This is a genomic window from Hymenobacter fastidiosus (assembly GCF_039539565.1).
Taxonomy (GTDB): Bacteria; Bacteroidota; Bacteroidia; order Cytophagales; family Hymenobacteraceae; genus Hymenobacter; species Hymenobacter fastidiosus.
Genome location: NZ_BAABDJ010000007.1, coordinates 428178 through 451552, shown reverse-complemented (window position 1 = coordinate 451552; position 23375 = coordinate 428178). Strand labels below are relative to the sequence as shown.

Below are 23375 nucleotides of genomic sequence, written 5' to 3'. Positions count from 1 at the left end.
AGGCTTACGCCTGTTGGTTTGTAGAAAAGGCCCGTCGAAAGACGGGCCTTTTCTATTTTCCGCCTTATGATAAAGCCAGGACCGGCACTGACGATGAAGCCAGGACCTGGGCCAGGGCTTCAACGACTCCAGGGGGCATATTCGAGCTTGAGCTCGACCAGGCCGTAGCCGTCGTTCAGGCTGGCATTGCCCCGGCGGCTTACGTCGTCCAGGCGGTCAGTGGAAGTGAAGTAGTAGGCTGCTTCCGCCGTGGCATTCACCCGGGGCGAGAGGCGAAAGACAATCCCAAATCCAACGGGGGCTACCAGCGCCACGGCCGGGTAATCGTTTACTTCCGGAGCCAGGTACACCGTATTGGATACCGGCCGCTGGTTGCCCAGGTAAACTTTCGGATTGTACAGCAGAAAGCCCGCCCCCGCTTTCAGGTAGGGCTTGATAAGGGCCGCCGGACCGCGGGGGTTGGCAAAGTGCCCTTCGTCGCGCAACGGCTCGTAGCGCACGAATCCCACCAACGACTGGTTGCGGCCCTGAAATGCCAGGCCGCGCTCCGGCAGCTGATCCTGGGCTCCGACCTGAAAATACGTGAACTCGCCCCCGACCACGAAATGAGGGCGCGCCACGTAAAGCAGGCCCAGGCTGATGCCGGGGCCAGGAAAGTTATTGGCAATATTCTCCGCCAGGTCGCCATTGTACAGCGCTACGCCGCCCCCCAGGGTAAAGCGCACCGGCCCCCGGTGGTAGGGCCGGGCCTGGGAGTTATAGTAGCGTTTGCGCCGCTCGGCGGTTTCCTGAGCAGTGGCGGAATGGGTTATGAGCAGCGTCAGCAGCAGAACGCTGCCCAGCACGGGAGGGTACTTCATAGGCGATCAGCAACAAAGAAGAGGCGGGATGAGTGCCCGGGTGAATCTTGGCTGATACCTAACGCCCGATACCAGCAGTCTATTTGAACATTCCCCGCGGGTCGGGCAGTTTGGCCTGCAGCTCCCCGATGAAATCGAAATCGATGCTGGTCATATTCAAACTTTGGCCCTGGTGTACGGCCTCCCAGGCTTTGGGATACTCTTCCCGGAGAAAATACCCCTGGGCGAGCTGCTGCCACGCGGTAGCATTGGCCGGATCGGCGGCCGTGGCCTTTTCCAGGTAGGTCAGGCCCTGCTCAAGGTCTTTTTTCTTCCGGGTTTGCTTGTAGCGGAGCAGGTAGCTGGCTCCCAGGTCGCTCATGATACCGGCGTTGGCCGGGGCTATGGCCAGGCCCTGGGCGAACAGGGTGATAGCGGCGTCGGGAGTAGGCTGGCGGCTGCTGATGATGCCCAGGCCGCGGTACGCCTCCGGATTCTGCTGATCCAGCAGCCACGCCAGGTTGAAGCGGTAGCGGGCCGTATCCAGCTGGCCTTCGGTTAAGTACTCGTAGCCTTTCGTCGAAAAAAAGCGGCTGGCTTCGGCCCGGGAGGGGAAGCTGCGGGCGATATCCGGCAGGAACGCGGGGCCCATTACGCCCTCGGCCGCCGCCACGGAAAGCCCCCCGAACAAGGGCTGGTAGCGACTGGCCGCACTGGCCGGGGCAGCCTCAGTCTTGATTTTCACTTTGCTCCTGCGCTGGGCCTGGGCAGTTCCGCTCCCCAGACCAGTCAGCAGGGCCAGCAGTAGCACGTAGTAGTTCATAAGGCATGTAAAAAGACGGCGGAAAACAAAGGAACCGGGCGCAGCCGTTGCCGGCTTCTGACAAATATAAGGCTACCGGCCGCAACCTGGGCTGCGTGCTGGCGTTGGCTCCGTAATCAAACTTTACGGCCGCGTCGCAATCCGCTCCGGTCATCAGACCGGTATATGCCGCGGCCAGTGGCCCGGAGCCGGGCTCGTATTCTTTCCTTCTTTCTATGCCTCTCTTCCGTTTGCTGGCCCTGCCCGCCATATTGCTAATAGCGCTGCTGCTGCTCGTCGCCACTGAGTACGCCGTTGCCCGCCCCAGCCGGCGCACTGCCGACCTGGCCTACGTCGCCGCCACCGACCCGGCCTTCAGCCCTGAGCGGCACCGGCTCGATGTGTATGCGCCGCGGGTGAAATCAGCTACGGCCCGGCCGGTAGTCATTTTTATCCACGGCGGCAGCTGGACCAGCGGCAACAAGAATTTCTATTCCTTCATCGGGCGCCGGCTGGCCAGGCAGGGCATCGTGGCCGTCATCATCAACTACCGCCTGGCGCCGCAGGCGCAGGTGCCCGCCATGGCCGACGACTGCGCCCGGGCTACGGTCTGGGTGACGCAGCATATTGCCGAATACGGCGGCGACCCCCGGCAGCTGTTCGTAATGGGCCACTCGGCGGGCGGCGGGCTGGCGGCACTGCTGGCTACCGACAACCGCCTGTTCGCCCGGTGGGGCCTGGGGCAAAACCCGGTCCGCGGGGCCATCCTCGACGATCCGGCCGGCCTCGACATGTACGACTACCTGAAGAAGATGCAGTATTCCGGCGACGAGAAGTACCTGATTCCGTTCGGGAAAGACCCCGCCGTGTGGAAAGCTATGTCGCCGATGTACTACGCCACGGCGGCCAGCCCACCCTTCCTGATGTTTATCGGGGGCGAAACCTACCCCTCCATCAGCTACAGCAGCGAAAAATTCCGGCAGCGGCTGCGGCAACTGGGGCGGGAGCCGCAGTTCACGGTGTTGCCCGGCAAAAAGCACGTGCCCATGGTATTGCAGCTGTATTGGCAGAACAACATCATCTACCGCGAGCTGCTCAAAATGGTAGCTACCCAGGGGTAAAGCCCGCCTGGGGTTGCCGCTCAAACGCTCCGGGCTAAAACAGCTCGGTCTGCGTAGCGGGCTGTTCCAGGGCCAGCAGCCCTTGTTTGCGCCACAGGCCCCCCGCGTAGCCCGTCAGCTGGCCGCTGGCCCCGATGATGCGGTGGCAGGGCCACACAATCCCCAGCGGATTCTGCCCGTTGGCCGCCCCCACGGCCCTCACGGCCCCGGGGTTGCCCAGCTGCCGGGCCAGCTCCAGGTAGGATGCCGTGCGCCCGTAGCCAACCGTCGTCAGCGCCAGCCAGACCTGGCGCTGGAAGTCGGTGCCCCGGGCTACGTCGTAGAGCAGATCGAAGTCGCGCAGCTCCCGGCCGAAGTAAGCCCGCAGCTGATCAGCGGCGGCGCGCAAACACCGGGGCACGGCCGCCGCCGCGGTGGCGGCTACTGATTCGTCGAGGAAGCCTACGGCGGCCAGTCCCGCGTCGGAGCCGCTGAGCCGGAGAGTTCCCAGGGGCGAGGATAAATAGACGGTGGAGGAGAGAATCAAGAATCATTAGAAAAAAGCCGTGAAACAGGGCTTGAGCGGTTGCCAGGGCCCGCCTGTGTTTGGCCGGGTAAAGATAAGTTGCCGGATTAATGGTGATGGGTCCAAAATCAGGGCCGGGGCCGTACCGCAGATGCGGTCAGAATGGTTTACATTGTCTGGATTTCGACCCAGCAAAACTCGCAACTGCCGAGGAAATTATGCAGTATGCCGAGCTGAACTGTCGTAACTTTCGCCTGATCCGTCCATTCAACTTCCTCTGCTGTGCGACACCTTTTACTCCGTTCTGTACTTGGCCTGAGCCTCACCGGTGGGATGCTGGCGAATTCAGCCGTTGTGGCCGCGGCAGGAGCCCCTGCCCGGCCCGGGGCTCCTGCCGCGCCCGTAGTAGCGGCTGGTACCGGGCTTACGGCCTGGTATTTCAGCAACGGCAGTCTGGCCGGGGCCCCCACGCTGAAGCGGCTCGATGCCACCGTAGACTTCCAGTGGGGCCTGGGGTCCCCGGCTCCCGGGTTGCCTACCGACAACTTTTCCGCCCGCTGGGAAGGCCTGTTGTCAGCGCCATCCACCGGCCGTTACACCTTCTCCATCCTGTCTAACGACGGGCTGCGGCTGTGGGTGAACGGCAAAAAAGTGATTGACACCTGGGACGGCGGCGGCGGCGGTAATAACGTAGGCGGCAGCGTGACCCTGGCGGCCGGCGAGAAAACCACGATCAAGCTGGAGTACTACGATGAAGACGGCGACGCCCGCGTGGAGCTGCAGTGGATTCCGCCGGGCCAGAGTGCCCAGATCATTCCCTCCGAACACCTGTACCCGGTAGGTTCGTCCATGATTCCGGACCCCATCGTGGCCAGTACGGGCACGACGGCAGCCAAGGTACTGCCCAATGCCCGGCCAACGACGGCCCCGGCTCCCAACGCGGCTCCGGAACCCAAACCTGCCAAGGCGGCGCCAGTCGTTGCCGCGGCAGCGGTGAAGGAACCCAGGGTTAAAGCCGCGCCGGTTCCCAAGCCGGCCCCCGCCCCCAAGCCGGCTCCGGTAGCCCCCGTTGCACTGGTGCCGGGTATTTACACCCTCACGGTGCGCTCGAGTGGCAAGCCCCTGGAGGTGGTGGACGAAAGCCGGGTGGCTAACCTGCCTGGTCAACGGCCCCCCGGCCCCAAGGTAGCCGTGCAGTGGCGGCTAGAGAATGCCGGCAGCGGCAACTACCGGCTGCTGGTGCAGGGCAGCAACAAAGTGCTCGAAGTACTGGGCAGCTCCACCTCAAACGGTGCCGCGCTGGACCTGTGGAGCTACTACAGCGGCAACAACCAGGTGTGGCAGATTGAGGATGTGGGCGAAGGCTACTTCAAGCTGATAGCCAAGCACAGCCGCAAAGGCCTGACCTACCGGGATTCCATCGACGGCGGGCTGCAGCAGTGGCGCTATGCGGGCAAGGAAAACCAGCAGTGGAAGCTGACGCCGGCCATAGAAACGGTGTCGCCCCTGCTGGCGGAGCTGGGTAATGCCCCGGCCATCGGGGCCAACAAGATGAGCGTGTATCCCAACCCAACCAACGGGGTGCTGCAGATGGCCTACCAGCTCAAGGAGGACATGCCCCTGGGCTGGGTGCTCTACGACCAGCGTGGGGTGGCCGTGAAGGTATCCGACTACCGCCGCCAGACTTCCGGCCCCCACCACCAGACCCTCGACTTCAGCGGTCTGCCCGCCGGCGACTACAACCTGAACCTGACGGTTGGCGCTACCACTACCAAGCAGCCGCTGTTCATCCGCCGCCCGTCGGCGGAAGCTCCGCCGGTGCAGGAGCCCGGCAAGTAGTCCGGGCCCGGAACTAAGCGGCACTATCCTCCAATGACGCAATCAATAAGCCCCGTTGGGGCGACCCCGGCCCGGCCGGGGTCGCCCCAACGGGGCTTATTGATTGCGTTTCCGGGTAGCGTATCAACCCGAAAAGACACCCAAAAACGAGACTTCAGCCCCCTGGCGCTGCCTATTGCAAAGCCGGTAGTTGCTCCCACAGTCGTTCAAATTCCGCGGTATAGCGCTTCACTGTCGCCTGATCGTCGGTGATGAGCAGATTTTCCATGTTGTAGAGCGCCGCGGAGCGGGTCCAGTTATAGCTGCCGGTAAGCACGCGGCGCTGGTCGGCCACGGCAAACTTGTGGTGCATGTGGTTCGTGGTCTGGTCGATGCGGACCGGTAAGCCACTGGCGTGCAGCTGTTCGATGTCGGAGCCTTTGTCGTGGAGCTTATCGTTGTCGGTGAGCAGGCGGATGGCTACCCCCCGGCGGTGGGCGGCCAGTAGCGCGGCCGTAATCCGGTCGTCCGAAATCGTAAATACGCACACCTCCAGCCGCTGGGCGGCCTGACTGATAAATTGCCGGATGGCGTCCACGCACTCGTCGCCGGGGCTGAAAAATACCTCGTTAAGCACTCCCGCGGCCGGATTCGTCGTGGAAGACCCCAGCGGCAGAAGCAGCGCGCTGGCCGCTTCGAGCCACTCAATGGCAGCTTTATCCTGAAACGTGTTGAACCGTTCCCGGGCCAGGGCAAAGAGCTGATGCCGGAGCTCGGCCAACGCGGCCCCCTGCTGACCATGGCTTGCCAGCCGGCGGCGCAGGTCCCGGGCTTCGGCAGTGGTCAGCGTGGCATCGGCGAAAGAGCGTTCAAACTGACGGAGAAGCTCGGCGGTATCGGCAGCAGGGTAGGACATGGGCCTAAAGTAGGGAAAGCTCGGGTACCACCGAAACCGGGAGCGCCGCCTGCACCACCCGCTGGGCATCTTGCAACGCCCCGGCATAAGGCTGATACAAGGCCCGCTGCGGAAAGCTGTCGGGCTGCAGGTTGGCATCCCAGAGGCCGGAACGGTGCCACTGGTCCAGGTGGTCCCAGTCGGGCCGGTCCACGATGGGGTAGAGGCAGGCCCCGAACAGCGGCACCCCGGCCCGCAGCGCGGCGGCGCACTCCCGCCCGATCATGTCTATCCAGGCGGGCCGGTCGACGCCGGGGTGGCTGGTTTCGGTGAGCACCACGGGGCGCTGGTAGCGCTGCCAGGCCCGGGCCAGCAGAAAGCTCAGGGGGCGGAAGCGGGGGTCGTGGTCGTCGTTGGCCCAGCGCAACGTTTCGTGGGGCTGCTGTTGCCACTGGTTGTCGTAGTAATAGTTGAAGCCCAGCAGATCCAGGTATTCCTCCCGCCCGCCCAACTCGGGGCAGAGGCGCCCGGCCAGCATATCCACGCTCTGAAACTGGTTGTTGTCGAACTCCGCGGCCCGCTGCCGGTGGGTGCGGGATGAGCCCGGCGCCGGCACAATATGAATCAGCGGCTCGGTGGTCAGAATGCGGATGCCGGGGTCGGCTTCGCGCAGCGCCGCCACGCCTTCAATATAGGCTCGCATCAGCCCGCGCTTCACCTCCCAGCCCTGGCCCACGCAGTAGGGGGAGGTGCCGCGCACGTCGCCGCCCAGCCAGCTCATAAAGCTCACTTCGTTGATGGGCGTCACGATGAGCACTTCGTCGGGGCGCTGCTGGCGGTAGAAGTCCACGAAGGCGCGGCACAAATGGGCAAACCGGCGGGCAAACATAGGGTGCAGGGGCGTCAGGTCGTCGGGGTAGCCGAAGTGGCACAGGTCCCAGACCTGCTGAATGCCGTGGCGGCGGCCCGCGTCGAGCAGCACCTGCATGGTACTCCAGTCGTAGTGGTAAGGCGTTTTTTCTACCTGACTCCAGCGGATTCCTTCGCGCACGGTGCGAATGTCGAACTGGCCGAGGTGCTGATAATCCTCGTCCAGCAGCTGCAGGTGGCCGGTCAGGGTCAGGAAGTCCACCCGGTGGCCAAAAGCGTTCAGCTGGTCGGTGCACTCGTAGCCTCCCATCCAGAACGAGCGGAAGGGATTACCAGGCTGCAAGCGGATAGTAGGGCTGGAAGAAAGCATACGCACGGGTTTTCATAGGTGAGCCCCCGACGCCTGGGCATCGGGGGTAGGGCGGGGTGGGAGAGGAGCAAACGGGGCAGAATCAGCGGGCGGGCTCGGTGGGCCGCTGCTTATGGCCAATGGATTTGGCTGCGATGAAAATACGCTTAAACTCCGGATGCTTGGCCCGGATGGCATCCTGCAGCCGGTCCCGAACGGGTGGCGGGCATCAGCCGGCTGCTCGGCGCGTTTCAGCCCCCACAGGGTCAGCACCCCATTGCCGCTGTCGACCAGGGAGTGGAAAGCCCTCGGAGAGCATAGCTGTGGAGCCGGTGAAAAAAGGCCGCCACAAACTTGGCAACGGCAATGGCCAGATTAGTCCCGATGGCCCCGCACACGACCCGCTGGGAAGAAGAAGTTCCGGCCATAGAAGAGTGAATTAGTTGCCCGTGGTACGGGCTCGGGCAAAGGGAAGTTGGCAACGGGCGTGGAACAATCGGCTTTTATCCGACTTTTACGGCCCTATGACCAACACCTCTACCGAAGCTGCCCTTACCGCCGCCCCGCTCCGCCGCAACCTGGGCCTGGTGCAGGCCACGGCCCTGAACATGATTGACATGGTCGGCATCGGACCCTTCGTGACCCTGCCGCTGGTGATGGGGATGATGGGGCCCTACTTCCTGCTGGCCTGGCTGGTGGGCGCGGGGCTGGCCATTGTCGATGGCATGATCTGGAGCGAGCTGGGCGCGGCCTACCCCGAGGCCGGCGGCTCCTACCGGTTTCTGAAGCTGGCCTACGGCGAAAAGAAGTGGGGCCGGCTGATGTCATTTCTCTACGTGTGGCAGACGCTGGTGCAGGCCCCGCTGGTGGTAGCCTCGGGCGCTATCGGCTTTGCCCAGTACTTCGGCTACCTCGTGCCCCTGACGGCGTGGTGGCAGCCCAAAATGGTGTCGGGCATAGTAGTGCTGGCGCTGATTGCGTTGCTCTACCGCCGCATTGAGGACATTGGCCGGCTGGGCGTGATGCTCTGGATAGGGGTGCTGGGCCTCATGGCCTGGCTGATTTTCGGCGGTCTCACCCACGCCGAGCACACCGTGGCCTGGCTGCCGGCGGGCGGCTTTTCGGCGCTGCCGGGCCTGCTGCTGTCGGCGGCCATGGGGCAGGCGGCCGTCAAGACGGTGTACAGCTACCTGGGCTACTACAACGTGTGCCACCTGGGTGGCGAAATCAAGAATCCGCAGCGCGTGATTCCGCGCAGCATTTTCCTGAGTATTCTGGGTATTGCCGCCCTGTACCTGCTGCTCAACTGGAGCGTGGGCACCGTTATTCCCTGGCAGGAAGCGCAGCATTCGGAGTTCATCGTCAGCACGTTTGTGGAGAAGCTCTACGGGCCGGTGGCGGCGCAGGCGGCTACGGCGCTGGTGCTGTGGGTGGCGTTTGCTTCGCTGTTTGCGGTGCTGCTGGGCTACTCCCGGATCCCCTACGCGGCGGCGGCCGACGGGGAGTTTCTGCCGCTCTTCGCCAAAACCCACCCCACCAAGCATTTTCCCCACGTGTCGCTGCTGATTCTGGGCGGGCTGGGCTTTGTATTCAGTTTGTTGTTCCGCCTCGGCGAGGTTATCACCGCCATCCTGGCCATGCGCATTCTGGTGCAGTTCGTGGGGCAGGCTATCGGCCTGATGCTGCTGCGCCGCCGCGTCGGCACGGCCCACCTGCCGTTCCGGATGCCGCTGTATCCAGTGCCGGTACTCGTGGCCGTAGTGGTGTGGCTGCTGATTTTCTGGAGTACGGGCCCCACGTTTATGCTTTCCGGCCTGACAGTTATCGGCACGGGTATCCTGGTGTTTCTGCTGTGGAGCCGGCGGCGCCAGCAATGGCCGTTTGGCGCAGATAAGACCGAAAAATAAAACGGGCCCTATCAAAGCAGGCCGTAATTTAGGTCATACCATTTCGTCCTACAATTACGCTGTGCCGCGCGAGGCTGACTTGCTGGATGCTACGGGGCCCGACCGGCAGCTGCGGGCTTTGCCGGGCAAAGACTTTAAGTTTCCAACGAAGCCTTAAAGCTGGAACTACTTTAGGCCAGCCGCTTCTCGTAGCAGAAAAACCGCAGGCCGGGCCGGAACGCCAGCGTAATTTCGCCTGCGAAGCGGTAGCCCAGCTTCGGAAACAGCCGCTGCGTGGCCGCGTTTTCGGAGTTGGTATCCACACGCAGCACTTTTAATCCTTGCGCTACAGCCTGTTTTTCGGCTTGTTCCATCAGGGCCAACGCCACCCCCCGGCCCTGAATATTGGGATCCACGGCCAGGCGGTGCGTGACCAGGGCGGGCTCGGTCACGTCCCAATCGGCTTGGGCGTATTCGGCATCCTGGTCCTGGGTGAGGGCGGCCACGCCGGCCACCGCGCCCGCAAGCTCGGCTACCCAGAGGTAGTTGTGCTCGATGTCGGCGGTGAATACGGCCTCGTTCGGATAATCCGCCGACCATTGGAAGTTGCCGCTGGCGTGCATCAGCGGTACCACCCGCCGCACCAGCACGAGGATGGCGGGGATGTCAGTAAACGTAGCGCGGCGGGTGGTGAGCATGAGCAGCGAAATAGGTGAGGATAAGTGGGCCCGCCCGTCAGCGCATCATTTCATTGCGCCCGCCAATAGTGCTAAAGTTCATGAACAGGGCCGGCCGCAGCAGCTTGTTGGTGCTCAGGTACCGGTCCAGGAAGGCCTGGTAGTTGTGCAGCTTGGTTTCGGCTTCTCGCAGTGAGGTTTCAAAACCCCGCATAGCCTCCAGATGCGCGGGGTTCCGGGTATGAACGGCCGCCATCAGCTCCTGTGCGCGGCCGATGTGCGCCAGGACGGGCGGCAGCAGCAGCCTGAGCTCCGCATCAGTTTGGCGGGGCTGAAACTGGCGGTTGAAGAAGTCAATGAAGGCATTGAACTGGGCCGCCGCCTGGTTGTACTCGCTCAACGCCGCGTTGTATGTATCGAGGTGCAGGTTCTCTTCCCGGCTGCGGTTATTGGCTAAATGGGTGAAAATCAACCCACTTTTGACGCCATTCTGCTCGATGCGTCGGTTGGTGGCGCGCAGCCGCTGTTTCGCGCTCTGCTGGGTATACATCGCCACCGAATCGGCGAAGGCGAAGGCCGGGTGGGGCGCGGCCGGCGTGAGCCCCTGCTGAAACTGCTGGGGCGTGCGGGGCGCGGGCAGCAGCTGCCACAGCGGGTCGAAGGGCATGTGCGAACCGATGAAAACCTTCGGGGCCACCCGGAAATAATCGTTGTTGAGCTTGCACACGAACCTGTTGTTCTCCACCCGGCCCGCGGCCCAGGTCGGGTCCAGCAGCTGCCACTGGCCGGCAATGCGGCTGGCGCACCAGGCGTGGCCCACGGCATCGCGCAGGCTGGTGTAGCCGGGTACTACGTAGGTCAGCACGCCCACCTGGTTAGCCAGGGCGGCGTACAGCTCGGCATAGTGCCGGCACACGCCCCGGCGCTGGTCCAGTGTTTCCTGCACCACCACGGCTGGCTCCCGCTCATATTCCAGCACAAACATATTGTCCACGTCGTAGCGGATGTGGCGGGCCACCCACACGAAAGCGGCGCGGGCCCGGTCGCCTTCCGTCGGGAAGGAGGCCGTGATGAAGCGTGCCAACCCGCCCACCGTCCGCGCCGATGAATCGGGCACCTGCCGCATCCGGGCATCCACGGCCTGGTAGGGCACCGGAAGAGCCGGGCGGGGCTTTGGCTTGCTTCCCTGCGCCCGCACGGGTTGGGTTAGCTCAGCCCACGCCAGCAGCGCCAGCAATACACAACGGTAGAAAAAGGACGTCATAGCAATAAACAGGCGCACCGCCCACCAACAAAACTGGGCAAATTCGGCGGTATTACCCACGGAATTTGCCCAACGCTGCCAAATAGTACGAACGGTGCTACCCGCGGCGCAGCACTTCAGCGGCTTCCTTGGCGAAGTAGGTCAGGATGGCGTCGGCGCCGGCCCGCTTGATGCTGGTCAGCACTTCCATCATCGTCTTCTCGCCGTCGAGCCAGCCGTTGCGGGCGGCGGCTTTCACCATGGCGTACTCACCCGAGACGTTGTAGGCCGTCACGGGCAGGTGGGTATGGTTTTTCACGTCCAGAATCACGTCGAGGTAGCTCAGGGCGGGCTTCACCATCACCATGTCGGCCCCTTCGGCCTCGTCGAGGGCCAGCTCCCGCAGGGCCTCGCGGCGGTTGGCGGGGTTCATCTGGTAGCTTTTCTTGTCGCCCTTTTTCGGAGCCGAATCTAGCGCGTCGCGGAAGGGGCCGTAGAAGGCCGAGGCATACTTCGCCGTGTAGCTCATGATGCTCACGTGGCCGAAAGCGTTCTGGTCGAGCACCTCCCGGATCCAGGCCACGCGGCCGTCCATCATGTCGGAGGGACCGATGATGTCGGCCCCGGCGCGGGCCTGGGCCAAAGCCATCTGGCCCAGCACTTCCAGCGAGGCGTCGTTCAGAATCTCCCCCGAATCCACGTCCACCACGCCGTCGTGCCCGTCGGAGGAGTAAGGGTCCATAGCCACGTCGGTCATCAGCACCACGTCGGGGAACTGGCGCTTGATGTCGGCCACGGTCTTCAGGTAGAGGCCTTCGGGGTTGGCGCTTTCCTGAGCCAGCCGGTCCTTCAGCGCGTCATTGATGCTGGGAAACGGGGCAAACGTATGGATGCCCAATTCCACGCAGCGCCCGATTTCGTCGATGAGGCGGTCGGCGGTAAAGCGGTGAATGCCCGGCATGGAGCTGACTTCCAGCTGCTGGTTCTGGCCTTCGATCAGGAAGAGCGGATAGATAAAGTCGTGGGTGGTGAGGCGGGTTTCCTGCACCATGTCGCGGATAACCTGAGACTTGCGGTTGCGGCGCGGGCGGTGCGTGGGGAGTTGGGGCATGGAGTCGCTTTCAGTAGGGTAGACGGGAGAGAACAGCAGTCCCAAAGGTAAGGTTATGGCCGTACCCGCCGAAAAACCTCCTCTGGTCGAGTCTGGTCTGAGCCGTTTCCTGGTCCCCTGCCGCCCCCCGGCCAGGCCGCCCGTTTTGCTGCTCCCTGCCGGATTATTGCCGCCGGAAAGCCGCGGCTTCAGCCGCCGTCATCGTGACGCGGGTGGCCTGCGGCCCCTGGGAATCATGCATCAACACCTGCCGGGTAACCGGGACACTGCCGGCCGGACTCTGACCGGTACCCATCATCACGCGGTTGGTCTGACAACCGGAGGTTATTGAAATAATGCCAAAAAAGAAGAGTAAAAGAAAGCGCATACCGGTATCAGTGAAGAAGTTACGGGCGAAGATACGGTGCCTGGTCCAGTTGTGGATTTACTTCTCTATTAAGTTTTTGCTTCCGCACCCGAACCCAGCCCGGTGGCCGCGGTAGGTTCGGACCATAAAAAAGGCAGGTCCTCCGCTAGGGGAAGACCTGCCTGCTACCGGGTGAAACAACCGTTAAAACGCCAGAATCACCTGCTCAATGATGTCGCAGGCTTCGTGCATCTGCTCCTCGGTGATGACCAGCGGTGGGGCAAAGCGGATGATGTCGCCGTGGGTGGGCTTGGCCAGCAGCCCGCGTTCCATCAGCGTCACGCACACATCCCAGGCCGTGCGCCCATCGGCGGCGGGCTTGATGACCACCGCATTGAGCAGTCCTTTGCCCCGGACCAGCTCTACCACTTCGGGACGCTTGGCCATCACGCGGCGCATCCGCTCCCGGAAGACCTCCCCCATGGCGCGGGAATTGCTGATCAGGTGCTCATCGTGCAACACGTCCAGCGCGGCCCGCATTACGGCGCAGGCCAGCGGGTTGCCGCCGAAAGTGGAGCCATGCTGCCCCGGCTGAATAGTGAGCATTATCTCGTCCCGGGCCAGCACCGCTGACACCGGCAGCACGCCTCCGCTCAGCGCCTTGCCCAGCACCAGAATATCGGCGTGGACGCCTTCGTAGCAGGTCGCCAGCAATTGACCAGTGCGGCCCAACCCGGTCTGAATCTCGTCGGCAATGAAGAGCACCCGGTGCTCTTGGCACAGCGCGTAAGCTTTGGCCAGGTAGCCTTCGGAAGGCACCATTACGCCGGCTTCACCCTGAATGGGCTCGACCAGAAAAGCGCAGACGTGCGGATCCTGCAACGCTTCGGCTAAGGCCTCCAGGTCGTCGTAAGGCACCACCTGGTAGCCGGGCATGTAGGGGCCGAAGCCGCCGGTACTGTCGCCGTCGGTGCTGAAGGAGATGATGCCGGTGGTGCGGCCGTGGAAGTTATGCTCCGCCACCAGAATCCGGGCCTGGTTGGGGGCAATGCCCTTTTCCTGGTAGCCCCACTTGCGGGCCAGCTTCAGGGCGGTTTCCACGGCTTCGGCTCCCGAGTTCATCAGCAGCGCCTTATCGTAGTAGAACAGCTCGCACAGCTGCTTTTCGGCCGCGCCAAGCTGATCGTTGAAGAAAGCGCGGGAGGTGAGCGTAAGCTTCTGGGCCTGCTCCACCATGGCCCCGATGATGCGCGGGTGGCAATGGCCCTGGTTGACGGCGGAGTAGGCGGAGAGAAAGTCGTAGTAGCGCTTGCCTTCCACGTCCCACAGATGCACGCCTTCGCCCCGGTCCAGCACTACGGGCAACGGGTGGTAGTTGTGGGCACCATAACGGTCTTCGAGAGCCATCAGCTCCTGACTGCGGCTGGCGGTAGTGGTGGTCGGGTCAGTGGAAGTAGCGTGCATGAGGAAGAAAAAGGTTTAAGCCAGAAACAGATTCATCGCCCTCAAAAATACGGAAAAAGGCCGGGATGGGCGGACAAAAGGGCCGGTCTTTCTCTCCTGAACGGGTTTCGGTGGCCTACCGGTCCAGGGTGTCGAGGTGGTGCTGAATAGCGAGAAACTTACCCACGAAATTGCCTTCTTCCGCGCCATTGGCCCGCACCAGCGTCCAGTCGAGCACGGCGTTGGTGGTAAACTCAATCTCCTGGCCCGCGGCGTAGCTTTTCACCGTTTCCAGCGCGTTGGCAATCGTGCCCTGCACGTAAGCGCCCTCCCACTGCTGCACCCGCACGAATACCTGCTCAAACGTGCCATCCGGGTCTACGAGGCGGGTCGTCAGGTAAAACGTTTCGCCCGGCTGCAAACCCGCCTGGTAGCGTTGCTGAGCCTGGGGCAAGGTGCGGCGGGCTTCCCTAACGGGTGCCGCTATGAGCTGATCGAACAGCTGCATCGACTGCGCCGCATCGACGGAAGAAGCTTCGACCGGAGTAGCAATAATAGCAGACTTATCGGGCCGGGCCTGCTGGGCCTGGGTTGCTCCGACCGCGCCCAGCAGGAACATAAAAAGGTACCGGGGGAGACGAAGCAGCATAAGCGCAGCGGCTGCGGTAAGGAGCCGCCTACGCACTAAGATACAGGAAAAGCGTCTTTCTGTTTTTGTCCCGGCCGGTCGGTTGAGGATGGCTCAGGCGGCCGTAGGCGCGGGCGTTGCGGCTACCTGCCGCTTTTCCAGCCAGTCAATAAGCCGCTTACTGAGCACCATTCCGGGCTTTTCGATAAGCTGGTACGTAAGCGTAGCCACCGCCAGATCCAGTCCCAGCAGGGTGAGGTAGCGCAGGCCGTAGTTGGCCAGACCAGCCCCTAAGTCCGGCTTCAGAATAAAATCCGTCAGTTGAAACTGCTGCATCATGTGCAGCACGGCCAGATGCGTGAGGTACATGCTATAGCTGATTTTGCCCACGTAGATGGTAAACGGATTCACCAGGGCGCGCACCGGATACTGCGCCAGCGCATAGGTCAGCAGCACGAAACACACTCCGAAGCACAGGTAGTTGGGTACCAGCTCGCCCAGCGTGAACCGGGCAGCCAGCAGGGCCACGGTGAGCAGCAGCAGCCCCGCCCGCGCCGGGTCGGGCGGGCCGGCCAGTGGCGCGGCGGCGGGGCGCAGCAGGAAATACAGCACGATGCCCATGGCGAACGTGGGCAGCTGGATGGGGAAGGACAGAAAGAGGTAGTTGTTCCACAGCGCCGTTTCCGGAATCAGCGGATAGCGGCTCAGCAGCCCGTAGCACCCTACGGCCGTTCCGGTGGTGAGCACCGTCAGCCACAGGGCCCGGCGCAGGGAAGTGACGGTGGCAAACAGCAGCGGCAGCAGCAGGTAAAAGCTCATTTCCACCGCAATAGACCAGCCGCCCGGCACGATGCTGTTCATCCAGCGCGGATTCCAGCCGTTGGTGAACGTGACCGTGGCCAGCAGCTGCGCGGCCGTCACCGAAGGCTGATTGCCCAGCCAGTAGCGCGGCCCCCAGCCTTCCTGCCACAGGAAATAGAGCACGGCGCAGTAAAACAATGGGGCAATCCGAAAAAACCGCCGCAGAAAGAAGTTCAGCAGCGGCCGCTGCTCCTGCGTCACCCGGTTGTGCATCGACAGGTAGAGGGTTAGCGCGCTCAGCACGTAAAACAGCTGGACCCCGCGCGCGCCCTGCTGCACAACCGCCGCGAAGATGGGATGCGTGGGCGTATTCGTGCCGACCAGGGCGCAGTGGACCAGCAGCACCGCCAGCACCGCAATACCGCGTAAGGCATCGATGTAGGCATATTTCTTCGTTTCCATAGCCCGCAATTGAGGAAAGACCAAGAGTAAAAATCCCGCACAACAATTTAAGAGGGAAAGTATAAAGTCAGGGGGTCGAATATAAATATTTAATTAAAATATTGTATAAATATCTCAAGTGGCTTGCCGGGAAAATGGAGGCCAAATGCTATATCAGGCCGCCTGCGTACCTTGCGAACGTATGGCTGCCAAACCGCAAACACTCCAGCCCGGCGACTTTTACCTCTCGCCCGAAGGCTTTATGGTATTTACTGAGCAGTATCACTTACGGCGGGGCTCCTGCTGTAAAAGTGGCTGCCGGCACTGTCCGTGGGGTTTTGATCAGGCCAACCGGAAGGCCCCGCGCCGGCCGTCGAACGGCTAACGGCTTATTTTTCAGCCTTTCGGTTTGGTATTATCGGAGTTATACCGATATTTGCGTCCCTTTTTGCATTGAACCTCTAAGTCCCCCGATATCATGGCCCGAGTTTGTGATCTGACCGGCAAGCGTACCCGCGTAGGCAACAACGTTTCGCACGCCAACAACAAGACGAAGCGTAAGTTCTACCCGAACCTGCAGAAGAAGCGCTTCTACATTCCTGAGGAAGATGCCTGGGTTACGCTCAAAGTAGCGACCAGCACCATCCGCACCATCAACAAGAACGGCATCATGGCCGTCTTGAAGAAGGCCAAGGAGCAGGGCTTCATCGTTTACTAGCTTTTCGGCGGGCACCTGTGCAGGCTGCCCGTAGGAATTGGTGCTGCGCTGGCGTATAGCCTTCGGCGGTCAATTCCTGAGTTTTCCGGCAACGGAGTGAGCTGCGGCCCGAAAGCTGCCGGCTCACTCCGTTGTTATTTTGTTGTCTGACTCAGTGTTAACCGCGAGGCAGGCAGCGCCGGGTTTCCGGGAGGGGCCTCTTTTTCCGTCGGAAAAAGGTAGGCCGGACGATGTGAAAAAGCGGGAAGCCATAAAACTTCGCGCTTCATTGTCCTGACCGTTTGGCGATTCCGAAAACCCTTGTACCTTTGCAGTCCTTAATCCAAAAACCCCCAAGTCGAGATGGCTAAGAAAGGAAACCGGGTGCAGGTAATCCTCGAGTGCACCGAGCACAAAAACTCGGGTCAGCCGGGCACCTCGCGCTACATTACCACCAAGAACCGTAAGAATACGCCTGAGCGTATCGAGCTGAAGAAATTCAACTCCGTGCTGCGTAAAATGACCGTTCACAAGGAAATCAAGTAACTGAACGATGGCTAAGAAAGTAGTAGCAACCCTGAAAGTTGCCGGCGGCAAAGACTGGGCAAAAGTCATTCGCGCGGTGAAATCCCCGAAGACGGGCGCTTACACCTTCCGTGAGGAAATGGTGCCAGTAGACAAAGTGCAGGAATACATTGCTTCCGGCACGAAGTAGCACGGCGCCCCTGTTGGCGTACCGAATCAAGTGAAGAAGTCCCGCCAGCGTGGGACTTTTTTGCGTGTTAGGGTCTTTCAGGAGCCTGGGGTCTTAGGGTCTTGGGGTCTTGGATTTTCTGGTTTCCCGGGTTCTGCCAATTTGCGGCAGTCCGCGCCAGAGCCCTATCTTACGGCCGTTTGCTGATACCTAAGTTGACGGCGGGACTGAGCATAGCGCTCTGCCAAGTCCCCAAGACCCTAAGACCCCAAGACTCCCCATGGGACTTTTCGATTTTTTTAAGAAGGATAAGGAAAGCAAAGAGCAGCAGGACTCGCTGGACAAGGGGCTGGAGAAATCTAAAACCAGCTTTTTTGACCAGCTCAGCAAGGCCGTGGTGGGTAAAGCCACCGTGGACGAAGCGGTGCTCGACGACCTGGAAACCCTGCTGGTGCACGCCGACGTGGGCATCGATACCACCGTGAAGGTGATTGACCGCATCGAGAAGCGCGTGGCCCGCGACAAGTACGTGAGTACCGCGGAGCTGGACCGCATCCTGCGCGAGGAAATTGTGGAGCTGCTCGACGCCAACAGCGGCCTTACCGGCTCCCGCGCCATCCTCGACCGCGCCGACAGCCCCGGCCAGCCTTTCGTGATTATGGTGGTGGGCGTGAATGGCGTGGGCAAAACCACGACCATCGGCAAGCTGGCCCACCGCTTTCACTCGGCGGGTAAGAAGGTGGTGCTGGGGGCGGCCGACACCTTCCGTGCCGCCGCCGTCGACCAGCTCATCATCTGGGGGCAGCGCGTGGGCGTGCCGGTTATTTCGCACGGCATGAACACCGACCCCGCCGCCGTGGCCTACGACGCGGTGCAGAAAGGCGTGGAAATGGGGGCCGACGTGGTCATCATCGACACGGCGGGCCGCCTGCACAACAAGGTGAACCTGATGAACGAGCTGAGCAAGATCAAGCGCGTGATGCAAAAGGTAATTCCCGACGCGCCCCACGAAGTGCTGCTCGTGCTCGATGGCAGCACCGGGCAGAACGCCTTTCTGCAGGCCAAGGAATTCACCAAAGCCACCGAAGTCACGGCCCTGGCCATCACCAAGCTCGACGGCACGGCCAAGGGCGGCGTGGTTATCGGCATCTCCGACCAGTTCAGCATTCCGGTGCGCTACATTGGCGTGGGCGAGAAGATGACGGATCTGCAGCTGTTCGACCGGCACACGTTCGTCAACTCGCTGTTTAAGAAATAACGGCTTCAGCTATTTAACCGGCGGAATTCCGCCTCAGCGTGCGGCCCGCTTACCTTTTGGTAGGCGGGCCGCGGGGTTTCAGGGTTGAGGCAACGGGCGGAGAAATTCCAACATCTTGCCGAGGATGGCAACCCTTGTCCCACCCGCCGCCCCCGCCCGACTGCCGGCGTTCCTGAGTCAGAAGCTGCGGTTCTGGTCGTTGGTGGCCGTGGTGCTGCTGGTGTATGTGCACGCCTACAACCTGCACCCGCGCTACCTGCAGCCCTGGACGCCCGTAGACGAACCCCTGACGGTGCCCTGCGGCAATGGCCGGGCCAGCACCTAGGCCGTGTATCTGGTGCTGCCGGCATTGGTAGTGGCGCTGGCCGTGCCGCTGGGAGCCGTGCTGCGCTGCCTGGTACCCGGCGTGTACGGTCTGCTGACGGGCGGGCGGGGACTGGCTCTGCAAAAGGAACGAGTGCAGTAGGAAAAGGCGTTGGCTCCTGCGTACCTTTGCGCTCCAATTTTAGCTGCGGGCCGTAGCGGGCAACTTTCTCACTTCTAAGAAATTGCCCGGCCGCCTGCCTACTCCACGCATATGAAAGTAAGAAGCCAGCTGGCTAATAAAGTCAACGTCATCACCCTGGGCTGCTCCAAGAATCTGGTGGACTCGGAGGTGCTGATGGGCCAACTCAAGGCCAATAGCTTCGACGTAACCCACGAGGCCGAAAAGTCGGATGCCAACATCGTGATTATCAACACCTGCGGCTTTATCGACAACGCCAAGCAGGAAAGCATCGACACCATTCTGCGCTACGCCGAGGAAAAGGACGCCGGCCGCTTGGAAAAGCTCTACGTGACGGGCTGCCTGTCGCAGCGCTACAAGGACGACCTGGAGGCCGAGATTCCGCAGGTCGATGCCTTCTTCGGCACCCTGGAAATGCCCCAGCTGCTCAAGGCCCTGGAGGCAAACTATATGCACGAGCTGGTGGGCGAGCGGATGCTGACCACGCCCCGCCACTTCGCCTACTTCAAGATTGCCGAGGGCTGCAACCGCCCCTGCTCGTTCTGCGCCATCCCGCTGATGCGCGGCAAGCACGTGGACCGGCCCATCGAGGACCTGGTGAAGGAGGCCAAGCGCCTGGCCGCCCAGGGCACCAAGGAGCTGATCCTGATTGCCCAGGACCTGACCTACTACGGCCTGCAGCACTACGGCGAGCGGAAGCTGGCCGACCTGCTCCGCAACCTGTCCGACGTGAACGGCATCGACTGGATCCGGATGCAGTACGCCTACCCCTCGCAGTTCCCGATGGATGCCCTGGACGTGATGGTGGAGCGCTCCAACATCTGCCACTACCTGGACATGCCGCTCCAGCACATTTCCGATAACATGCTCAAAACCATGCGCCGCGGCATCAGCAAGCGCCGCACGGTGGAGCTGGTGGACACCATCCGGCAGCGCGTGCCCGACATTGCCCTGCGCACCACCCTCATTGCCGGCCACCCCGGCGAGACGGAGCAGGACTTCGACGAGCTCTACGACTTCGTGGAGAAAACCCGCTTCGAGCGCCTGGGCATCTTCACCTACTCGCATGAGGAAAGCACCCACTCCTACTCGCTGGAAGACAACGTACCGGCCGAGCTGAAGCAGGAGCGCGCCGACCGCATCATGGAGTTGCAGCAGGGTATTTCGATGGAGCTGAATGAGGAGAAAGTGGGCCAGACCTACAAGGTGCTCTTCGACCGCAAGGAAAGCGGCTACTTCGTGGGCCGCACCGAGTACGACTCGCCGGAAGTAGACAACGAAGTGCTGGTGCCCGCCACCCCCGATACCCACGTCCGCCTCGGCGACTTCGCCACGGTCCAGATTACCGACGCCTCGGACTTCGATTTGTACGGCAAGCTTGTCTGAACCACGGATTCGTCCGGATTAGTCGGATTTCACGGATTTTGTGGACGGCGCGGCCGGCTCTCTTTCAGCAGAGAGCCGGCCGTTTTTATGGGTAAGCACGACGTAGAGACGCAAGCCGGCGCCGGCGCTTCTACCGCTCCTTCCCGCCTCGCACCCTACGCCGTTGGTGCTTCGCCACGAGGATAACATTACCCCTGGTGGCTGGTTGAGCCTGTCATTCGGGACCTATGCCGTTCTTTGCACCCACTCCCGACCGATTTCTTGCCTGTATGCCTCTGCACCACCTCAGCTACGCCGCTACCGGCGCCTTTTCCCCTTTCATTGCTGACTACGCAGCCCGGCGTCCTGAACTAAGCCCGTTTTACCACCGCTTTCCGGCGCTGGAGGAATTTGGGGCGCAGATAGAGGAGAAAAAAGCGGCCTACTCCCCCGAGGCCCGGCAACGGCTGGTGGCTGCGCTGCGCGAACAGTACGCCACGCTGGCGGAGGTAAACCCGGCCGTGGCCGCCAATATCGACCTGCTCGAAAAAGATACCACCTTCACCATCGTCACCGGCCACCAGCTCAACCTGTTCACCGGCCCGCTGTATTTCGTGTACAAGATTGCCTCGGCGGTGAAGCTCTGCCGGCAGCTCAAGGAAAAATATCCGCCCTACGACTTCGTGCCCGTATACTGGATGGCTACCGAAGACCACGACTTTGCCGAAATCAACCACTTCCAGCTCTTCGGCAAGCGCTACGCCTGGGATGCCGCCGATACCGGTGGTCCGGTAGGCCGGTTGAAGCTGGATGGGCTGGCGGAGCAGCTGCTGGACCAGCTGCCGGCGGATATTCCGCCGGCTTTTCAGGAGGCCTACCGCGGCAGCGCCACGCTGGCCGAAGCCACCCACCGGCTGACGCACGCGCTGTTTGGTGAGCTGGGCCTGGTGAGCCTCGACGCCGACCACCCCGGACTCAAGCAGGCGCTGGTACCGGTGCTGGAAGGCGAAATAGCCGGCCAGACCTCCAACCAGGCGGTGCAGGCCACCAATGCCCGGCTCGAAGCGGCCGGCTACAAGCCCCAGGTGTATTCGCGCCCGCTGAACCTGTTTTTCCTGACCGACGCCGGCAAGCGCGAGCGGCTGGAACCCGACGGGCTGGCCGACTGCGTGCAGATAACCATCCGCAACACCAGCCATTGCCATACCCAGGAGGAATTACTGGCCCTGGCCCGGCAGCATCCCGGGCAGTTCAGCCCTAACGTGGTGCTGCGGCCCCTGTACCAGGAGCTGCTGCTGCCCAACCTCTGCTACATCGGCGGCGGGGCGGAAGTAGCGTACTGGTTTCAGCTGAAGCAGGTATTTGACACTTACGGCGTACTGTTCCCCATCGTGCTGCTGCGCAACTCGGCCCTATACCTGGGCAAGGCCAACGCGGGCAAGCTGCGTAAGCTGGGCCTCACGCCCACCGACATCTTCAAGCCGCTGGCCGAGCTGAAAAAGCAGGTGGGCGCCACGCTGGGGCAGGAGGAAATCAGCCTCGCCGCCCAGCAGCAGATGCTGGCCGCGGCGTTCCAGGAAATAGCCGACCTGGCCCAGCGCCTCGACCCGACGCTGGTGAAGACGGTAGCCGCCGAGCAGCAGAAAGTAGCCGGCGGCGTGGCCGGGCTGGAAAAGCGCCTCAGCAAAGCCGCCGAAGCCAAGCACGAAACCGCCTATTCCCAGCTCACGGCCCTCAAGGACAAGCTCTTTCCCGGCGGCGAGCTGCAGGAGCGCTCCGACAACGTGCTCAGCATCCTGATCAACAATCCCGGTTTCCTGCGGCAGCTGGTCGACGCGTTTGAGCCGCTGGCGCTGGAATTTACGGTGCTGGAAGAAGAGTAAATTAGTTTTTGGTCAGTGGTTTTTGGTTTTTAGCCCCGGTAGACCAGACCAAAAACGAAAAACCACTAACCAAAAACCCATGAAAAAGGCTGAGCTGCGTCAGAGGGCACTTTCTCAACGGCGGCAGCTGTCGGACGCGGCGGTGGCGCAGGGCAGCGCCGCGCTGGGCCGGCAGCTGTTCGGCAGCTTTGCCGTGGCGGAGTGGCGGTGGCTGCACGTATTTCTGCCCATCGAGCGGCAGCACGAACCCACGCTGTGGCCGATTATCCAGGAAATCTGGCGGCAGCAGCTGCCGGTGCGCCTGGCCGTGCCCGTGGTGCAGCCCGATGGCCACACGCTGCGGCATTTTGAGCTTACGCCCGAAACGGAGCTGGTTACGAACCGCTGGGGCATCCCGGAGCCGGTGCAGGTGCCAGAAGTAGCGCCGGCCGCCTTCGACGCCGTATTGATTCCACTGCTGGCCTTCGATGAGCAGGGCCACCGCGTCGGCTACGGCAAAGGCTTCTACGACCGGTTTCTGGCCGAATGCCGCCCCGATGCCCTGCGGATTGGTCTGAGCCTGGAGCCACCCGTGCCGGCCATCGAAGATGTGTGGGCCGGCGACGTACGCCTGCACGCCTGCCTGACGCCGGAGCGGGTGTGGCGGTTTAAGTAGCCCAGGCGCGTATTACTTCGGCGCACTCACTACCTCCGTAATCCGCGCCTGCCCCCAGGGCGCGATGCTGACATGGACCAGCAGGGCCGCCTGCCGCTCCAGCTTGCGACCCTCGCCTTCGGGCACGTAATACCGTTCCAGCCCGTAGCGGATGCGCAGGCCCTGCCGCCAGGAGTTCGTAACCCAGCCCCGCAGCACTATCTGCCGGGGCTCCACCGCCGGCTCGCGGGCGAATACGGCGGTGGCTTCGTAGGCGCCCCGGGCCGGCTGAAGCACCACGTACACGGGCTCGTTAGTGCGGGCCGCGCGACCCGCTTCGCGCCACAGACGGATGGGTACCTGGCTGATGGTGTAGTTGAGCCGCACGTAGTCGCCGTAGAGCAGGTCGCGTGGGTCGACGGGGGCGGTGCGCAGCGTGATGGTGCGGCCCCAGGCCGTGGTGGCGTAGCCGGCCGCCGCCACGCTCAGCAGAAACAGCACCTGCGCGGCTACGGCGAGCAGAACGAGCCGATGCCGGCGGGCCAGCGGAAGGGGAGTCGCCAT

Annotated in this window: 26 protein-coding genes; 13 read left to right on the top strand and 13 right to left on the bottom strand. The window is 62.4% G+C overall.

The window, feature by feature from the left end:
* Nucleotides 1-119: 119 nt before the first annotated feature.
* Nucleotides 120-860 (bottom strand): hypothetical protein, encoded by a 741-nt coding sequence (locus tag ABD833_RS06945; RefSeq protein WP_345071885.1) that lies wholly within the window; start codon nucleotides 858-860, stop codon nucleotides 120-122.
* A gap of 79 nt (nucleotides 861-939) precedes the next feature.
* On the bottom strand, nucleotides 940-1662 hold the full coding sequence (locus tag ABD833_RS06940; protein WP_345071884.1) for a tetratricopeptide repeat protein: 723 nt from the start codon (nucleotides 1660-1662) through the stop codon (nucleotides 940-942).
* Nucleotides 1663-1877: 215 nt separating this feature from the next.
* Here ABD833_RS06940 and ABD833_RS06935 point away from each other — a divergent pair, with 215 nt between their 5' ends.
* Nucleotides 1878-2762, top strand: coding sequence for an alpha/beta hydrolase (locus tag ABD833_RS06935; RefSeq protein WP_345071883.1), 885 nt, complete (start codon nucleotides 1878-1880; stop codon nucleotides 2760-2762).
* A gap of 34 nt (nucleotides 2763-2796) precedes the next feature.
* On the opposite strand, the gene ABD833_RS06930 is transcribed toward ABD833_RS06935, so the two are convergent.
* Nucleotides 2797-3288, bottom strand: coding sequence for a methylated-DNA--[protein]-cysteine S-methyltransferase (locus tag ABD833_RS06930; RefSeq protein WP_345071882.1), 492 nt, complete (start codon nucleotides 3286-3288; stop codon nucleotides 2797-2799).
* Nucleotides 3289-3549: 261 nt separating this feature from the next.
* On the opposite strand from ABD833_RS06930, the gene ABD833_RS06925 reads away from it, so the two are divergent.
* On the top strand, nucleotides 3550-5106 hold the full coding sequence (locus ABD833_RS06925; RefSeq protein ID WP_345071880.1) for a PA14 domain-containing protein: 1557 nt from the start codon (nucleotides 3550-3552) through the stop codon (nucleotides 5104-5106).
* A gap of 172 nt (nucleotides 5107-5278) precedes the next feature.
* On the opposite strand, the gene ABD833_RS06920 is transcribed toward ABD833_RS06925, so the two are convergent.
* Genes ABD833_RS06920 through ABD833_RS19425 form a run of 3 tightly spaced genes read right to left on the bottom strand, consistent with a single transcriptional unit; the run spans nucleotide 5279 to nucleotide 7472 of the window.
* Complete coding sequence (locus ABD833_RS06920; RefSeq protein WP_345071879.1) at nucleotides 5279-6001, bottom strand: phospholipase D-like domain-containing protein; 723 nt, start codon at nucleotides 5999-6001, stop codon at nucleotides 5279-5281.
* Nucleotides 6002-6005: 4 nt separating this feature from the next.
* Nucleotides 6006-7220, bottom strand: coding sequence for a glycoside hydrolase family 1 protein (locus ABD833_RS06915; protein WP_345071878.1), 1215 nt, complete (start codon nucleotides 7218-7220; stop codon nucleotides 6006-6008).
* Between the two features lie 12 nt (nucleotides 7221-7232).
* Nucleotides 7233-7472 (bottom strand): hypothetical protein, encoded by a 240-nt coding sequence (locus ABD833_RS19425; RefSeq protein ID WP_486326959.1) that lies wholly within the window; start codon nucleotides 7470-7472, stop codon nucleotides 7233-7235.
* 251 nt (nucleotides 7473-7723) lie between these two features.
* On the opposite strand from ABD833_RS19425, the gene ABD833_RS06910 reads away from it, so the two are divergent.
* Entirely contained in the window at nucleotides 7724-9106 is a 1383-nt protein-coding gene (locus ABD833_RS06910; protein WP_345071876.1) for an APC family permease, read from the top strand.
* Nucleotides 9107-9276: 170 nt separating this feature from the next.
* On the opposite strand, the gene ABD833_RS06905 is transcribed toward ABD833_RS06910, so the two are convergent.
* The 6 genes from ABD833_RS06905 to ABD833_RS06880 form a co-directional block, all read right to left on the bottom strand.
* On the bottom strand, nucleotides 9277-9783 hold the full coding sequence (locus tag ABD833_RS06905; protein ID WP_345071874.1) for a GNAT family N-acetyltransferase: 507 nt from the start codon (nucleotides 9781-9783) through the stop codon (nucleotides 9277-9279).
* A 37-nt stretch (nucleotides 9784-9820) separates the two neighbouring features.
* Nucleotides 9821-11026: a transglutaminase domain-containing protein gene (locus tag ABD833_RS06900; RefSeq protein WP_345071873.1), complete on the bottom strand. Its 1206-nt coding sequence runs from the start codon at nucleotides 11024-11026 to the stop codon at nucleotides 9821-9823.
* Between the two features lie 97 nt (nucleotides 11027-11123).
* Nucleotides 11124-12116 (bottom strand): porphobilinogen synthase, encoded by a 993-nt coding sequence (hemB, locus tag ABD833_RS06895; protein WP_345071872.1) that lies wholly within the window; start codon nucleotides 12114-12116, stop codon nucleotides 11124-11126.
* 550 nt (nucleotides 12117-12666) lie between these two features.
* Nucleotides 12667-13926: an ornithine--oxo-acid transaminase gene (rocD, locus tag ABD833_RS06890; RefSeq protein WP_345071871.1), complete on the bottom strand. Its 1260-nt coding sequence runs from the start codon at nucleotides 13924-13926 to the stop codon at nucleotides 12667-12669.
* A gap of 115 nt (nucleotides 13927-14041) precedes the next feature.
* Nucleotides 14042-14554, bottom strand: a complete 513-nt coding sequence (locus ABD833_RS06885; protein WP_345071870.1) for a DUF2314 domain-containing protein — start codon at nucleotides 14552-14554, stop codon at nucleotides 14042-14044.
* 93 nt (nucleotides 14555-14647) lie between these two features.
* A complete protein-coding gene (locus tag ABD833_RS06880) occupies nucleotides 14648-15796 on the bottom strand; it encodes an acyltransferase family protein (RefSeq protein ID WP_345071868.1) in 1149 nt (382 codons plus the stop codon).
* Nucleotides 15797-15941: 145 nt separating this feature from the next.
* On the opposite strand from ABD833_RS06880, the gene ABD833_RS06875 reads away from it, so the two are divergent.
* From ABD833_RS06875 to ABD833_RS06830, 10 genes are all read left to right on the top strand, one after another.
* Nucleotides 15942-16160, top strand: a complete 219-nt coding sequence (locus tag ABD833_RS06875) for a C1orf53 family protein (protein ID WP_345071867.1) — start codon at nucleotides 15942-15944, stop codon at nucleotides 16158-16160.
* A gap of 93 nt (nucleotides 16161-16253) precedes the next feature.
* Nucleotides 16254-16493, top strand: a complete 240-nt coding sequence (rpmB, locus tag ABD833_RS06870; protein ID WP_073105200.1) for a 50S ribosomal protein L28 — start codon at nucleotides 16254-16256, stop codon at nucleotides 16491-16493.
* A 342-nt stretch (nucleotides 16494-16835) separates the two neighbouring features.
* Complete coding sequence (gene rpmG, locus ABD833_RS06865; protein WP_084445215.1) at nucleotides 16836-17018, top strand: 50S ribosomal protein L33; 183 nt, start codon at nucleotides 16836-16838, stop codon at nucleotides 17016-17018.
* 7 nt (nucleotides 17019-17025) lie between these two features.
* Nucleotides 17026-17187: a DUF4295 domain-containing protein gene (locus tag ABD833_RS06860; RefSeq protein WP_135395614.1), complete on the top strand. Its 162-nt coding sequence runs from the start codon at nucleotides 17026-17028 to the stop codon at nucleotides 17185-17187.
* A gap of 259 nt (nucleotides 17188-17446) precedes the next feature.
* The gene (gene ftsY, locus ABD833_RS06855) at nucleotides 17447-18424 is read left to right on the top strand and encodes a signal recognition particle-docking protein FtsY (protein WP_345071863.1); all 978 of its coding nucleotides are present in this window, start codon (nucleotides 17447-17449) and stop codon (nucleotides 18422-18424) included.
* A 124-nt stretch (nucleotides 18425-18548) separates the two neighbouring features.
* Nucleotides 18549-18749, top strand: coding sequence for a hypothetical protein (locus ABD833_RS06850; RefSeq protein WP_345071861.1), 201 nt, complete (start codon nucleotides 18549-18551; stop codon nucleotides 18747-18749).
* Between the two features lie 3 nt (nucleotides 18750-18752).
* Nucleotides 18753-18890, top strand: coding sequence for a hypothetical protein (locus ABD833_RS06845; protein WP_345071860.1), 138 nt, complete (start codon nucleotides 18753-18755; stop codon nucleotides 18888-18890).
* A gap of 111 nt (nucleotides 18891-19001) precedes the next feature.
* On the top strand, nucleotides 19002-20315 hold the full coding sequence (gene rimO / locus ABD833_RS06840; RefSeq protein ID WP_345071859.1) for a 30S ribosomal protein S12 methylthiotransferase RimO: 1314 nt from the start codon (nucleotides 19002-19004) through the stop codon (nucleotides 20313-20315).
* Nucleotides 20316-20584: 269 nt separating this feature from the next.
* Nucleotides 20585-22177: a bacillithiol biosynthesis cysteine-adding enzyme BshC gene (bshC, locus tag ABD833_RS06835; protein ID WP_345071857.1), complete on the top strand. Its 1593-nt coding sequence runs from the start codon at nucleotides 20585-20587 to the stop codon at nucleotides 22175-22177.
* A gap of 79 nt (nucleotides 22178-22256) precedes the next feature.
* Nucleotides 22257-22832, top strand: a complete 576-nt coding sequence (locus ABD833_RS06830; protein WP_345071856.1) for a 5-formyltetrahydrofolate cyclo-ligase — start codon at nucleotides 22257-22259, stop codon at nucleotides 22830-22832.
* A gap of 12 nt (nucleotides 22833-22844) precedes the next feature.
* Here ABD833_RS06830 and ABD833_RS06825 read toward each other — a convergent pair whose 3' ends face one another.
* Nucleotides 22845-23375, bottom strand: coding sequence for a GDYXXLXY domain-containing protein (locus ABD833_RS06825; protein ID WP_345071855.1), 531 nt, complete (start codon nucleotides 23373-23375; stop codon nucleotides 22845-22847).